This is a genomic window from Pseudooceanicola profundi, assembly GCF_050897955.1.
In the GTDB taxonomy this organism is placed as follows: domain Bacteria; phylum Pseudomonadota; class Alphaproteobacteria; order Rhodobacterales; family Rhodobacteraceae; genus Pseudooceanicola.
The window spans coordinates 93,979-106,453 of sequence record NZ_JBPAXZ010000005.1; the positions used below are offsets into that span (position 1 = coordinate 93,979).

Annotated in this window: 16 protein-coding genes and 1 pseudogene; 14 read left to right on the forward strand and 3 right to left on the reverse strand. The window is 60.8% G+C overall.

What is annotated here, in order from left to right; genetic code table 11:
• Positions 1-13: 13 nt before the first annotated feature.
• The 4 genes from ACRARG_RS19845 (at position 14) to ACRARG_RS19860 (ending at position 2,911) form a co-directional block, all read left to right on the forward strand.
• Positions 14-580: a biotin transporter BioY gene (locus ACRARG_RS19845; protein WP_432691768.1), complete on the forward strand. Its 567-nt coding sequence runs from the start codon at positions 14-16 to the stop codon at positions 578-580.
• Positions 581-781: 201 nt separating this feature from the next.
• A complete protein-coding gene (locus tag ACRARG_RS19850) occupies positions 782-1,600 on the forward strand; it encodes an MBL fold metallo-hydrolase (protein WP_432691769.1) in 819 nt (272 codons plus the stop codon).
• 202 nt (positions 1,601-1,802) lie between these two features.
• The gene (locus tag ACRARG_RS19855) at positions 1,803-2,039 is read left to right on the forward strand and encodes a hypothetical protein (protein WP_432691770.1); all 237 of its coding nucleotides are present in this window, start codon (positions 1,803-1,805) and stop codon (positions 2,037-2,039) included.
• A gap of 125 nt (positions 2,040-2,164) precedes the next feature.
• Positions 2,165-2,911 carry a hypothetical protein gene (locus ACRARG_RS19860; RefSeq protein WP_189658333.1) on the forward strand — a complete coding sequence of 249 codons (747 nt, stop codon included), beginning with the start codon at positions 2,165-2,167 and terminating at the stop codon, positions 2,909-2,911.
• 141 nt (positions 2,912-3,052) lie between these two features.
• On the opposite strand, the gene ACRARG_RS19865 is transcribed toward ACRARG_RS19860, so the two are convergent.
• Both ACRARG_RS19865 and ACRARG_RS19870 read right to left on the reverse strand, forming a co-directional pair.
• Positions 3,053-3,310 (reverse strand): helix-turn-helix domain-containing protein, encoded by a 258-nt coding sequence (locus tag ACRARG_RS19865; protein WP_432691771.1) that lies wholly within the window; start codon positions 3,308-3,310, stop codon positions 3,053-3,055.
• Positions 3,311-3,467: 157 nt separating this feature from the next.
• Positions 3,468-3,788 (reverse strand): hypothetical protein, encoded by a 321-nt coding sequence (locus ACRARG_RS19870; protein WP_432691772.1) that lies wholly within the window; start codon positions 3,786-3,788, stop codon positions 3,468-3,470.
• Between the two features lie 143 nt (positions 3,789-3,931).
• Here ACRARG_RS19870 and ACRARG_RS19875 point away from each other — a divergent pair, with 143 nt between their 5' ends.
• The 10 genes from ACRARG_RS19875 (at position 3,932) to ACRARG_RS19920 (ending at position 11,447) form a co-directional block, all read left to right on the forward strand.
• On the forward strand, positions 3,932-4,288 hold the full coding sequence (locus ACRARG_RS19875) for a hypothetical protein (protein ID WP_028093938.1): 357 nt from the start codon (positions 3,932-3,934) through the stop codon (positions 4,286-4,288).
• A gap of 43 nt (positions 4,289-4,331) precedes the next feature.
• On the forward strand, positions 4,332-4,952 hold the full coding sequence (locus ACRARG_RS19880; protein ID WP_432691773.1) for a lytic transglycosylase domain-containing protein: 621 nt from the start codon (positions 4,332-4,334) through the stop codon (positions 4,950-4,952).
• Complete coding sequence (locus tag ACRARG_RS19885; protein ID WP_009803468.1) at positions 4,949-5,239, forward strand: TrbC/VirB2 family type IV secretion system protein; 291 nt, start codon at positions 4,949-4,951, stop codon at positions 5,237-5,239. The genes ACRARG_RS19880 and ACRARG_RS19885 overlap by 4 nt, the downstream gene beginning before the upstream one ends.
• Positions 5,240-5,251: 12 nt before the next feature.
• Complete coding sequence (locus ACRARG_RS19890) at positions 5,252-5,530, forward strand: VirB3 family type IV secretion system protein (RefSeq protein ID WP_432691774.1); 279 nt, start codon at positions 5,252-5,254, stop codon at positions 5,528-5,530.
• A complete protein-coding gene (locus ACRARG_RS19895; RefSeq protein ID WP_432691775.1) occupies positions 5,520-7,895 on the forward strand; it encodes a VirB4 family type IV secretion/conjugal transfer ATPase in 2,376 nt (791 codons plus the stop codon). Before ACRARG_RS19890 ends, ACRARG_RS19895 begins: the two co-directional genes overlap by 11 nt.
• Complete coding sequence (locus tag ACRARG_RS19900; protein WP_171043047.1) at positions 7,892-8,059, forward strand: hypothetical protein; 168 nt, start codon at positions 7,892-7,894, stop codon at positions 8,057-8,059. The genes ACRARG_RS19895 and ACRARG_RS19900 overlap by 4 nt, the downstream gene beginning before the upstream one ends.
• Positions 8,060-8,069: 10 nt before the next feature.
• Positions 8,070-9,203, forward strand: a complete 1,134-nt coding sequence (locus ACRARG_RS19905; protein ID WP_432691778.1) for a lytic transglycosylase domain-containing protein — start codon at positions 8,070-8,072, stop codon at positions 9,201-9,203.
• A gap of 11 nt (positions 9,204-9,214) precedes the next feature.
• A complete protein-coding gene (locus ACRARG_RS19910; RefSeq protein WP_432691776.1) occupies positions 9,215-10,030 on the forward strand; it encodes a type IV secretion system protein in 816 nt (271 codons plus the stop codon).
• A gap of 10 nt (positions 10,031-10,040) precedes the next feature.
• Positions 10,041-10,697, forward strand: a complete 657-nt coding sequence (locus ACRARG_RS19915) for a VirB8 family type IV secretion system protein (RefSeq protein ID WP_088652949.1) — start codon at positions 10,041-10,043, stop codon at positions 10,695-10,697.
• 123 nt (positions 10,698-10,820) lie between these two features.
• Entirely contained in the window at positions 10,821-11,447 is a 627-nt protein-coding gene (locus tag ACRARG_RS19920; protein ID WP_432691779.1) for a TrbG/VirB9 family P-type conjugative transfer protein, read from the forward strand.
• Between the two features lie 10 nt (positions 11,448-11,457).
• On the opposite strand, the pseudogene ACRARG_RS19925 reads toward ACRARG_RS19920, so the two are convergent.
• A pseudogene (locus ACRARG_RS19925) lies at positions 11,458-12,374 on the reverse strand (IS3 family transposase); the annotation flags it as partial.
• Positions 12,375-12,475 lie beyond the last annotated feature (101 nt).

Sequence of the window (12,475 nt, forward strand, 5' to 3'; positions counted from 1 at the left end):
AAGGACGAAAAAGATGAATCTGGAAACCACTCAAAGCCGATCAGTCGCAAGACTGACCCGAGAGATCTCGATAATACTCGTCGGCACAATTCTTCTGACAATATCCGCCAAAATCGTGGTGCCGTTCTACCCCGTACCTATGTCTACACAGACCTTGGTTGTCTTGGGTCTGGGTCTTTTCCTGGGGCCGGTGCGTAGTAGTCTTGTTGTTGTGACATACCTTTTTGAAGGTCTGCTTGGCCTGCCGGTCTTCGCAGGCACGCCTCCGGCTCCGGCAGGACTGGCATATATCGCGGGTCCCACAGGCGGATACCTGGTAGGCTTCGCACTTGCAGCGGCGGCTGCCGGTTGGGTTGTTCAAGCACTGCAAGGACTTTGGCCTGCATTCAGAGCATCTGTCGCGGTCTTTTCGGGCTCGATACTCATGTATTGCGCAGGGCTGTTCTGGTTGGGTGGCTTTGTCGGTTATGGCGAGAAATTGCTGAACGCCGGGCTTTACCCATTCCTGATCGGGGATCTGACGAAGGCGACAATTGCTGTAGTTCTGTATTCTGCTTACCATAATCGCCGCGCTGTGTGACTGCCAGCCCAAGACCGTATCAGACTGTTTTAGTCTCATACGGTCTTAGTCCGATATAAGTTGAAATGGTCCGATGCCAGATTTGGTAGGCACCGGACGCCAGCCTGAGGTTTCCGGCGCCATGCGAGAGCAACGCACAAAACTGTGCGAACCGGATTGTTCGCAATCAATAACTGGTCGCACACAATGAAAAGAAGCAGCATGTTTTTCTCAGAGCCGGAGCCTTGCCGCGCGAAGGGAGTCGAATTGGCCCCTGGAATTCTGAGGATCGTCGCGAACAATCCCGGAAAGATGACCTACCACGGGACAAATAGCTACATCATTGATACGCCTGATGGTCGGTTCATAATCGACCCCGGCCCAGCAGAAGACAGTACACATTTCGAGGCAATCATCGAAAATTTGGGGGCCAAACCATCCGGGATTCTGCTCACACACCACCATTCTGATCATTTTGGAGTCGTCCCAGCCCTGCGAGCACGGACAGACGCACCTGTTTATGCCTCACGGGCATTCCCTGACGATGCATTTCGACCTGACCGGTTTCTGGAGGACGGACAGGTCATTGCCGGTCTTACCGTCCTGCACACACCTGGTCACGCGAGCGACCACCTTTGTTTCGCGAGACCTGACGGAGTGCTCTTCACGGGCGACCACGTTATGAGCTGGAACAGTTCGATCGTCAGCCCCCCTGACGGAAACATGCACGACTACTGCGCGCAGCTACAGCGGCTGATTGAGCGCGACGATAGGATCTACTGTCCGGGGCACGGACCTATACTCCGGGATCCGCAACCTTACGTCAAACGGTTGCTTTCCAACCGCAAGCGTCGCGAGGCGGAGATCCTCGCCCACCTCTCAAACACCCCGGGTTCGGTCCAGAATATCGCCGCTTCCGTCTACCAGAAAACCGACCCACATATCGCAATGGCCGCAGAACGAAACGTTGCGGCGCATCTGGAGAAGCTGTTGTCTGAGTCGCGGGTGGTACAAGATGGCGGAGTCTGGAAATTAACATAAGACTCGTTATGCGTCTAGCAACAAAACATTGCAATCATTTGGATTTCGCCCTCTACCTCCTCCCTGTGGGCGAACCTCTGGCGGCATCGGCTTTGCCGATGCCGCCTCTTTCACCGGGCTAGGATCGGATACGGCCGGTGCGTAGCGAGACGCTCTTGCAGCCAATCAATCCTTAAGAAAAATTGAAGGTACACAAGAACCAGTGAGTGTTAACAAGGAAGAAGCGGCTCCGGTCGCTCGACTGATCTGTAGTCGCATCAACCGGACGGTTGGCTGGGTTTATCGGTGGAACACGTCCGAGCTGTCGATCCTCTGGATCGGCGCCGCCCGCACCGCAGACCACATCGATCCACCTCTGCGCCCGGACATGCTTGCAGCTGCACAGGCCGTTACTTCAGATGAGGTAACACACTTCCTGGAAAAGCTGTCGCGCGGGTGAACGATCTCGTAATAGTCGCTCCATGTGCGATCGGCGGAATAATAGCGACAGACAAATTGACCCCCAAACAATAGTATATTATTGCAGGGTGCAGATTCGACCGTCAGCCGACTGAGTTCCTCGTCATGCGCAGTTTTCTTCGTCATTTTGCCTTCGCAACGATTGTGAGCACGGCTTCCCTCTTCGGCGCCTCGACCAATGCGTCGGCCCAGACCTACCCGATCGATTGCGCCATCCTACTCTGCCTCTCCGGCGGCTGGCCGGCATCAGAGCCCTGCTCCCGGGCGCGTGCAGAGTTCATCCGCCGGATCACGCCGTGGCCTGTCGAGCCCCCGCTGCAGATCTGGCGTTGCCCCATGGGGGCCTCCTTCAAACCTGAAGACGGTCCCGGTCGCACTCCGCGTGTCTTTGACATCCTCTTCTCCAACGCTGCTCCTCTGCCTCAGAGCCTTGCGGAATCTGACCCCGAGAAAGCTGACACCCTCTTGCCCGTCGTCCTGCGGTCGCAAGGTGTCCACCCCCTACCCCATCCTGACGGGTTCGCATTGCATCTGATCCAGGACCGCGCAGACATCGACATTAGTGGACCGGACTTCAATTTCGTCCGTTCTATCCGTGTCTACGATGTGCGTTACGCACGCCAAAACGAGTCCCGTGACAGCGATTGCAGCCGTTACGAATCCGTCCTTATCGGCACCTATGGAATCCAGGGCGATTTTTCCTGGTCTCGTTCGTCCGTCGCGGCGTTGCCCGAGGCCCATGTCGGCTTGGAACGTTGGGGCGATCATTGTCCCTCCATCTATCACCGCTCGGTCTTCGTCGACTGGCGCGACTACGAGGGCAATTACGGGTTCGAGCAGGTGAATTACTGAGCCGTTTGCCTCTGCGCCAAACCTGTACCAGAGACCGTGCATCGCAGCGCCCCATAACAATTCGTTTTTATCATTGCCCTTCGGTCCCACCGGGGCTTGATCTCGTCATACCGTCCGAGGCGACAAGCCAATCGCCTCGTCCTAAATCCGGTGATCGAGTTCCGTCGCCGCCTCGGCTGCCGCCAATAGCGTAACCGGATCGCTCTGCAGAGCACGAGCGAGTACGATCAACTCAACCACGTCGACCCTACGCTCTCCGCTCTCCAGACGGGCGACAAAAGACTGGTGACATCTCAGACGCAAAGCGAGCTCGGCCTGCGTTAAACCAGCCACCTTCCGCGCCGCAATCAAAGCGTCGCGAAGTGCCTCATGTCCCGAACTCCTGATCGTTTTCGCCACGTGTCACAAACCTCTTGTGACACGGCTAATCTACTTTATAGATTATCTAAAAAGTGGATATTATGGGCGCGACATGGATTCTGCGGTCAAACCTGTTCTTTCGTATGGCATCGTGGACCCTTCCAATAGAACCACGACACGTTCGCGCTTCCAGACGTCACCTATCGATCGTCTTCAGGAAACGTCCGTATTCCTCGCTCACTTCGCGCGCTTCTTCGAAGGCCCGCGCACGCTCAGCTTCGAGACAGCGGAAGTAGCTCTGGATGTCGCGGATGTAGAGCTCGAAGTCGCGCCGGATGAAATCGGCGTAGTCCCGGGTGGCCTCAGCGTCGCCCGGGACATAGGGACGATTCGGGGCGAGGCAGGATTCGGCCGAGGCATGTCCGGTGGATAGAAAGAGCAGAAGTATAGCCTGCGATGCGCAAGCCCTGATCAACCGGAGGTTACGCAAACCCTTTAATTTCTTGATCAATCGCATCCGCTCGGTTTATCCATTGCGTGAGCGAGAATCCGCCTGCCGCACGCTCAATATATCTTGTGCGTCAACACTATATCATTGTATGCCTGGGCTTCAACATCTTTGGCCCGGTCATTCGCCTATTGGAGAACGTGATCCGGGTGATGGACCTAGAAAAAGAAGCCCCGAATGTGGTCACCGAACCCAGATTCCGCGATCTGGTCGCCAGCGGCTATCGCGTCGAAGTTGTCTGCAAGGAAGACGCCTTCAAGAAAGGCCCCAACTGGCATGGGGTCTGGATCATGCGTGCTGTCAGCGACGACGGGATCGAGAAACTTCTGGTCACGGCCCGGACCCGAACCTCGCGCAACGACATCAAGATCCGCGAGATCAAGACCGTCACCGGGGTCATCTCCTTCCTGCAAGGGATCGGCTTCTCACACGCCGATGTGCCTCTGGAAGAGGGCAAGCGGACGGTTCACAAGCTTTCCAGCGAAGAGATGGCTGCCAGCCGGGCTTAGCGTCCTTTTCTTTTCCTCCCTGAGCTTCCCGGCATCGGCAGACATGGTCTTGGTGATGGCGGGGGACGGTTCTCTTTCGCCGTCGCGCGCCCAGGAACGGTTCGCGCGCAACTACAATGACGGGGTCGGCGTTGGCTCGACTTCGGACGGGTTGCGCATCTTGGGCGAGGAGCGCCGTACTGAGCGACGTGAAGGGGTGCGCGTCGCGGCGATGATCCCTCGCGCGCTCACGCCACGCCCGGATATTCTCGCCGCGATCGAGGAGACCGGACTGCGCTATGCGAGCCACCCTGGGCTCCGTGCGGCGGATATCACCGTCACGGACTGGCTACACCTCTATCGGGCCAATATCGAGATCGAGAGTGCGTACAATCCGCACGCCGTCTCCCATGTCGGGGCGATCGGGCTCGGGCAGTTGATGCCCGATACGGCCCGTGTACTTGGCGTCGACCCTCACGATTGGCGGCAAAACCTCGACGGATCGGCCCGTTACCTCGCCCTGATGCTGGCCGAGTTTGGCGACGCGCGACTCGCGCTCGCCGCCTACAATGCCGGACCCAACGCCGTGCGCGAGCATTCCGGCATTCCACCGTTTCGAGAAACCCAAAACCACGTCCAGCGGGTGCTGGCCGTCTTCAACCGGCTGGAAGGAGCGTCCCCATGAAGCCATTGACGAAATCCCTGATCACCCTCGCCGCTCTCCTCATCGTTGCGGCAGAACCGGCCCTGGCCCAGAGCATCGACCTCTCCCCGATTCAGAGCCTGTTACAGGGCATCGTGGACGCGCTGACCGGACCGCTTGGCGTCGTCATCGCCACCCTCGCGGTCCTCGGCGTGTTCCTCAGCTGGTTCTTCAACATCATCGATCTGCGCCAAGCCCTCTGGGTGCTGGTGGGCATCGCTGGCGTTGCAGCCGCGCCGACCATCGTTGCCGCCGTCTTCGGGTCGTAACCGGGGGTTCTCGTGGCCGAACGATCGCCGCTCTTTCTGGGCCTTGTGCGCCCGCCGAAGCTCCTCGGCCTGCCGATCATGTATGCCATGGTCTGGCTCTTCGGGTCGGTGCTGTTCTTCGTCTGGGTGCAGCACTTTGCTGTCCTGGGCATCGCGGCGGTGCTCTATCCGGTTCTCTGGAAAGCGGCTGACTGGGACCCGCGCTTCATCGACGTGATGATGACCGCACTTCAGGAAACCCCGCCGACGCGGAACCGGTCCATCCACAGGGGCGACAGCTATGCGCCATAGTGAAGCCCAGGGCGAGACCGTCGATGAACGCACCCTCATGCCCGACTGGTATGCCCGCGAGAAACGCCTCGCGCATATGCTGCCCTATGTCAGCCTCGTCGATGACCAGACAGTCCGCACCCGGGTCAACGAGCTCTTCCAGTGCATCCGTCTGAGCGGGGTCAACAGCTACACCACAGACGACGCTTACCTCGACAAGGTGACGGCGCTCTTTGCCCGGATCATCGCGCAGCTGGGCCCCGAATTCAGCTACTACGTGCACAAGGTCTCGAAGTCGATCACCCCGGACTTGCTACCGGTCCAGGGCAACGGTTTCGCGGCGGCGGTGGATGATGCCTGGCGCGCTAAGCTCGCCTCGGCAGGCCTCCGGGACAAGACCCTCACACTCACCATCATCCACCGCCCGCCGCCCAAGAGCTTTCTTGGATTCGTGAACCGTTCCGCACCGGAGCGATTCAAGGAAGAGACCGCGAAACGGATCAGACGCCTCAAGGAGGCGATCGGGGTCTTCACCTCCGGCCTGGCGGAACTCAAGCCACGCATCCTGTCGGCGGCCTCTGGCGAGTTGGTCGGGTTCCTCGGTGCGCTCAACACGGGCCGCGAACTGCCGCTCTATCCCGCCAACCGCTACGGGTTTCTGGCCTACAACGTTGCCAATACTCGCGTGACGTTTCTGGAAGATCATTTCGAGCTCTCCGACGGCGTGGTCGGCCGTCGCTTCGGTAAGAGCTTTACCATCGGCGAATATGCCGAAGGTACCACCTGCACCATGTTCGACATGCTGAACCTGCCGGTCGACATGATCGTCACCCATTCCTTCACACCGATCAATTCGAACCTGATGGCGGGTCGGATCAAACGCCAGAAGCGCCAGATGCAAGCCTCGCAAGACGCCGCCCTCTCGCTCCTAGAGGCACTCGACATCGCGCATGATGATCTTGAGGCCAAACGTCAGAGCTTCGGTGAGCACCACATGGTGGTGACCGTCTTCTGCGACAGCCTCGACGAGTTGCAAACCCTCGGGGCCGAGATCGTGAACGCCGCGGCCGCCGAGGGCGTGAAGATGATCGGCGAGCGGATGGCCGCGAAATCGCACTACTTCAGCCAGCATCCGGGCAACCAGCCAAAACGGGTCCGCGCGAGTGCTGTGACCAACCGCAACTTCGCGGATTTCGCAGCACTTCATCGCACGCAACTCGGCAAGGAAAAACACCATCTGCCCTGGGGCCAGGAGATCACGCTCTTTCCGACGCCAGAACAGAGCGCCTATCGTTTCTCCTACCACGAGCAAGGCTCGCCAGAGAAAGAGCCCACCAGCGGACACACTCTCATTCTCGGGCGTCCCGGTTCAGGCAAATCCGTCCTCTCGGCCTTCCTCATGACGCAAGCCCGGCGGGTCGGCGCCCGCATCTTCGTCTTCGACTACCGGCTCGGGATGGAGATGGCAGTCCGCGCCAATGGCGGGCGCTACGCCTCGATCAAGGCGGGACAGGCGACCGGCCTCAACCCGCTCTGGACCGAGATCGATGAGCGCGGCACGGCCTGGCTCTCGGATTGGCTCGCCTCGCTCCTCTATCGCTCCGACAAGCCCGTGACGCCCGCCCAGACCAACCGCATCCAGGAAGTGGTTCGCCAGAACGCCACAGCCACCAACCCGGCCTTGCGGAACTGGAAAGACTTCGCCTCACTCTTCGTCTCCACCGACGACAATGGCGATCTTCACCAGCGGCTTCTCGAATGGACCGAGGATGGGCGATACGGCTGGATTTTCGGCCAAAGCCTTGAAGACACCTTCTCCCTTGATGGCGACGTCGTGGGGTTCGACCTGACCGGCATTCTCGACAGCGAGAGCGAGAAGGAACGAATGGCGGTTCTCTCCTATCTCTTCCGCCGGATCGAGCGGGAGATCGAGGACCGGCGACCTACCATCATCGTGATCGACGAGGCATGGAAGGCGCTCGACAACCCATACTTTGCCGAACGGCTCTCGAACTGGCTGGTGACCGCCCGGAAACAGAACACGGTCGCGGTGATGATGACACAATATGCGAGCCAGCTCGAACGCACGCGAACCGGCAAGACCATCGTCGAGGCGGTGCCAACCCAGATCCTGCTCCCCAACATTCGCGCTCATGCGTCCGACTACGCGATGCTCAACCTCTTCGAGAAGGAACTCGACGTGCTCCTGAACACCGGCAACGACAGTCGCCTCGCGCTCATCCGCGACGACAGCGGCTCCGTGGTGGTCGACGCCGACCTCTCCGCGCTCGGCCCCCTCCTCACCATCCTCGGCGGCATGGAGAAGGGCGAGTCCCTCGCCGGGGCGGATTATCGCGACAGACCTGATTTCTGGAGGCTCCCATGATCCGACCCCTTATCCTCCTCGCCGCACTCGGCGTTCTCTCTTCCTGCGCCGAATATCGCGAACCTCAGGCCAACTGCTTCGCATTCCGCGCCTCGCTCGACCGCGCCGAGCCGGATTGCATCTTCACACCCATCGGAAACCCGGAAGACAGCGTTGAGGTCTAGGGTCGCACATATCCTCCTGGCGGCTCTCCTGCCGGCAGCCACGCTCGCCCAGGGCGTTCCCACCAACGATTCCGGGTTGACGGTCCGCGATATCGTCGAGACGGGCGACCGGGACGCCGATCTCGCGGTCCAGCGAGACAAGCTCACCGTCGAAGAGCTCCTGACCGAGATCGAACAGGAACAGCTGGCCGTGCTACGTGCCATCCTTGATGCGCAGACAAGTTTCGGTGGCCAGGGCTTGCCGGGCATGGTCGCCAATCTCGAAAACGGCAGCGGCGATCCGGACCGCTCCGTGGCAGCGGTCTACGGTTCGGGCGATGTCGATCCTAATCCCGGTGGCGCGGGCATGTTTGGCGATGCCGCAGAAAACATCGAGCAGCTGATCATCCGGGTCGCCCAGGAGACCCACGGGTGGCCCGGGGTCGGGCGGGCCGGTCTTTCTGTCGTGCAATGGCGCGCCCTCCTGCAGGCGCTCATCTGGCAGGAGAGCCGCTTCTCCATCGGCGCACGCTCGCCCCTGGGCGCCTTCGGCCTCACCCAGATCATGCCCGGCACCGCGAGCGATCTCGGGATCAACCCGGAATATTACGACAGCCCCTACCTGCAGGTGACAGGCGGCGCGCGCTACCTCGCGGCCCAGCTCGCCACCTTCGATGGCAATATCATCAACGCGCTCGCGGCCTATAACGCCGGGCCTGGCCGTGTGTTCGAATATGGCGGCGTACCGCCCTTCAAGGAGACCCAGCATTACGTCACGGTCATCCCCGAACGCTACAATCTCTACCTCGCGCGGATCGGCGGCATAGAGGCGCTCGGCACGATCGAGCCCGCGCTTCTCGCCAACGCCCATCTCTCGCTCAGCGGGTTCGGCGCCGCCTTCTACGGCAGCAATTCCCCCGCCGCCATCCGGCAGGCCGCCCTGCGCGTCCAGGACATCGTCACCCGGATCGGCGCGACCCAGGACATCCAGGAGAGCATGGCGCTCAACACCTATGCCCGCGCCGAACTGGTCCGGCTGATGGCCGCGCGCATTCGCCTGAAAGCCGCACGGACCCAACCGCTCAGTGCGGCCCAATTGGCCCAGGCCGCGGCCCGCATGGCCGAGAACGAATTCATGGAGTTCACATTGGAGGATCTGAATTGATGCCCCGCAGAATGTTCATTTCAGCACCACTTCGCACCTTGACCCTAGCCAGCGTCTTGGCGCTTTGCTCGCCTTTCGTGACCAGTGCCCCCGTCCTGGCCCAGGGCGTGCCGGTCGTGGACACCCAGAACATAGCCCAAAACATCCAGCAACTCCGGCAGATGATCGAGGACGAGATCCTGCAAAACGAGCAACTCGTGCAGCTCCGCGAACAGCTTGCCACGCTTACGGAGCAGCTCGCCGAGCTACAACGAACATATGAGGCGTTAACGCGTCTCGCAGAGTTGCCCGAAATCATCCGGACACAGATGGAAGACGAGCTGAACGGTCTCCTGGACCAGGAGTTCGGTGACATCATCGCCACGATTCAAGCGATCAAGACGGGGGACTTTTCCGGGCTGACCGGTTCCGGCGCCAGCGAGATCGAAACCCAGATGGACCGGGTGCTGGCCGATCTCGGTTTCGACGAGGACACGCTCTCGGAAATGGCCCGCAGCGGCAATCCCGGGGCCGAGCGCGTGGCGACACAGGCCACGACCGGCGCGCTGGTCTCGGCCGCGGCCCAAAACAGCTATGAGGATGCCGGGCAGTCGCTCGAACGCGTCGACCGGCTCGTCGGGCTCATCGACGACATGGATGAGCTCAAGGAGAGCGTCGATCTCAACACGCGGGTGACGGCTGAGCTTGCCATCGCGCTCGTCGCCATGTGGCAGCTCGAAGCGATCCAGACCGTAGGTGATGGCACCGGCGGCGTGATCGATGCCGCCACCATCGCCGAAGAACAACGCTTCATGGATTTCACGCTCCCGGAACTGAGCGCGGATTGAGGGCTGATTGTTGGACGAAGAAACAGCCATCATCGAGGAGGAACTGGTCTACGGCGCGCTGAGACGGGAACGGCTCTGGCAGCGCTTGGGACTCTTCGGCCTTGGCTTTGGCATCCTGGGCTGCCTCAGCGCGGCCGCCGTGGCCATCCTCGATGTCGATCCGCCCCCTGTAGTGGTACCTTACGATCCCGCCACCGGCTTCGCCCTCCCCGAAGCCACCGTCGGGGCCACCACCGTCACCGAGAACCGCGCCATTATCGAGGCGGAGGTCTTCCGCTACGTGACCGACCGCGAGGTTTACAACCAGCTCGACAATGACGTGCGCATCCGCAGTGTGTTGCGCCGTTCGGACCGTGCAGCAGGGGCCTCACTGCGCCAGATCTGGAACTCGGCCAATGCCGACTATCCCCCGACCGTCTATGGACCCAACGCTCGCCTCGATGTCGAGATCCTCAGCATCAACCTGATCGGAAACAACCGGGCCACGGTGCGGCTTCGCAAGCGCCTGACCTCGATTCAGGGGGTTCAGGCGGGCCTCTTCACCGCGACGCTCCTCTTCGAGTTCCGCCCGGAAGAGAGCCGCTCCATCGACCAGGTCTGGACCAACCCGTTTGGCTTCACGGTTGTCGAATACGCGATCCGCTCGGACAGATTGGAGAACCAGTAAGTGCGCTTCCGGAACAAGAAATCAGAGAACGCCTTGCCAGCGTCCCAAAAGCGCGAGACGCGCCAGACTCTTTGCAATGCGAAACACGCCGGACACGCCAGGGCGTTCGTCGCGGCCTTTTTGATGGTCTCGCTGTTTGCGCCCCACGCGTCAGCCGAGGCGATCCCGCGCGGGGGAGCCAACGACCACCGCGTGCGGGTCGCTTCCTATCAGGAAGGCCAAGTCTACAGGCTGAACGTTTCCCTGACCCATGTCACGACCATCGAGTTCGGGACAGGCGAGAGTATCCGCTCAATCATCGCCGGCGACACGGAAGGATTTGAGATCGACGGTGTGCCCGGCGGGCGGGCCTTTGCCATCAAACCCGTTGCCCGCGGCGTCCATACCAACGTGACCGTCTACACCAACAGGCGGAGCTACTATTTCAACGTGAACGAGGTCTCGAGCCCGACCTTCTATGTCGTGCAGTTCCGCTACCCCGAGCACAATCGCCGCCCGGCCAACGCCATCGCGCGCGCGGCCCCGAATACCAATTACGGGGCCAGCGCACGGACGGAGTTCACGCCGACCCGTGTCTGGGACGACGGTACCTTCACCTATTTCGCCTTCCCACGGAACGCACCCGTCCCGGCGATCTTCCGTTACACGAACGGGCGCGAGCGCACGGTGAACACAGGCGCAGTCGAAGACGGTGTGATCCGTGTCTCGGGCGTGGGGCGCCAATGGGTGCTTGGACTTGCCCGGGTTTAGTGGAGAGCGTTTAGCTCACTTCGCGGGCCCTTCGCTCGAAGGCCACGGGGCTTCGGAAGTCGAGCGATGAATGGCGTCTGACGGGATTGTAGAACCCGTCGATGTATCTGGCGATGGCGTTTTCCGCCTGCTGGCGTGATTGCCAGGCGACTGGCCACAAAAGCTCCGACTTGATGGTCTTGAAGAAGGTCTCGACCATGGCGTTGTCATAACAGTTTCCCTTGCCACTCATTGATATCAGGACGCCGCGGTTGCGGAGCTCCGCCTGGTAGTCGACAGAGCAGTATTGGCTGCCGCGGTCGCTGTGATGGACCAGGCCAGGCTGCGGATTGCGAGCCGCGAGAGCGCGGCGCAGGGCCTCAACCGCCAGGCCGCGCTTCAGTCGATCACTCGTGGCCCAGCCGACAACCCGTCTTGAGTAGAGGTCGATGATCACGGCCAGGTAGAGCCAACCCTCAGCAGTCCAGACATAGGAGATGTCGGCGCCCCACTTTCTGTCAGGGGCTTCCGCCGAAAAGTCCTGTGCAACATGGTTGGGCGCGATCGGCCAGGCATGCTCGCTGTCGGTCGTCCGCTTGAAGCGGCGTTTCTGCCGCGCGATCAACTGGTTTTCGCGCATCAATCGTGCCGTGCGATGCCGCCCGATCTGGTGCCCCTCATCGACGAGATCGCGGTGCATGCGGGGACTGCCGTAGGTCCCGTTCGACAGCGCAAAGGCCGTTCGGATGTGGGCAAGATGGATCATGTCCTGCCGCTGGCGATGACAGGCCGGGCGGTCCCGCCAGGCGAAGAACCCGCTCTGGCTGACACCGAGAACATGGCACATCCGTTGGATCGGGAAGCTGGCCTTCTCCGCCTCTATGAAAGCGAAGCTCATCGACTTGCGTCTTTCGCGAAGAAGGTTGCGGCCTTCCTAAGAAACAGCCGCTGTCTCGCTAATAGGTGCCAAGGCGTAACCCATTGTCTTGGCACGCCGCTGGAGGTTTGAGAGCACACGTTGTCGATGCCTTTCGTCATAGGCCGCGGCG

Bases quoted from the DNA above. Each gene is read 5' to 3' on its own strand.
- ACRARG_RS19875 (WP_028093938.1), top strand. From the start codon at position 3,932: ATGGACCTAGAAAAAGAAGCCCCGAATGTGGTCACCGAACCCAGATTC.
- ACRARG_RS19895 (WP_432691775.1), top strand. From the start codon at position 5,520: ATGCGCCATAGTGAAGCCCAGGGCGAGACCGTCGATGAACGCACCCTC.
- ACRARG_RS19880 (WP_432691773.1), top strand. From the start codon at position 4,332: ATGGTCTTGGTGATGGCGGGGGACGGTTCTCTTTCGCCGTCGCGCGCC.
- ACRARG_RS19885 (WP_009803468.1), top strand. From the start codon at position 4,949: ATGAAGCCATTGACGAAATCCCTGATCACCCTCGCCGCTCTCCTCATC.
- ACRARG_RS19870 (WP_432691772.1), bottom strand. From the start codon at position 3,788: ATGCGATTGATCAAGAAATTAAAGGGTTTGCGTAACCTCCGGTTGATC.
- ACRARG_RS19845 (WP_432691768.1), top strand. From the start codon at position 14: ATGAATCTGGAAACCACTCAAAGCCGATCAGTCGCAAGACTGACCCGA.
- ACRARG_RS19860 (WP_189658333.1), top strand. From the start codon at position 2,165: ATGCGCAGTTTTCTTCGTCATTTTGCCTTCGCAACGATTGTGAGCACG.
- ACRARG_RS19850 (WP_432691769.1), top strand. From the start codon at position 782: ATGTTTTTCTCAGAGCCGGAGCCTTGCCGCGCGAAGGGAGTCGAATTG.
- ACRARG_RS19920 (WP_432691779.1), top strand. From the start codon at position 10,821: ATGGTCTCGCTGTTTGCGCCCCACGCGTCAGCCGAGGCGATCCCGCGC.
- ACRARG_RS19900 (WP_171043047.1), top strand. From the start codon at position 7,892: ATGATCCGACCCCTTATCCTCCTCGCCGCACTCGGCGTTCTCTCTTCC.
- ACRARG_RS19910 (WP_432691776.1), top strand. From the start codon at position 9,215: ATGTTCATTTCAGCACCACTTCGCACCTTGACCCTAGCCAGCGTCTTG.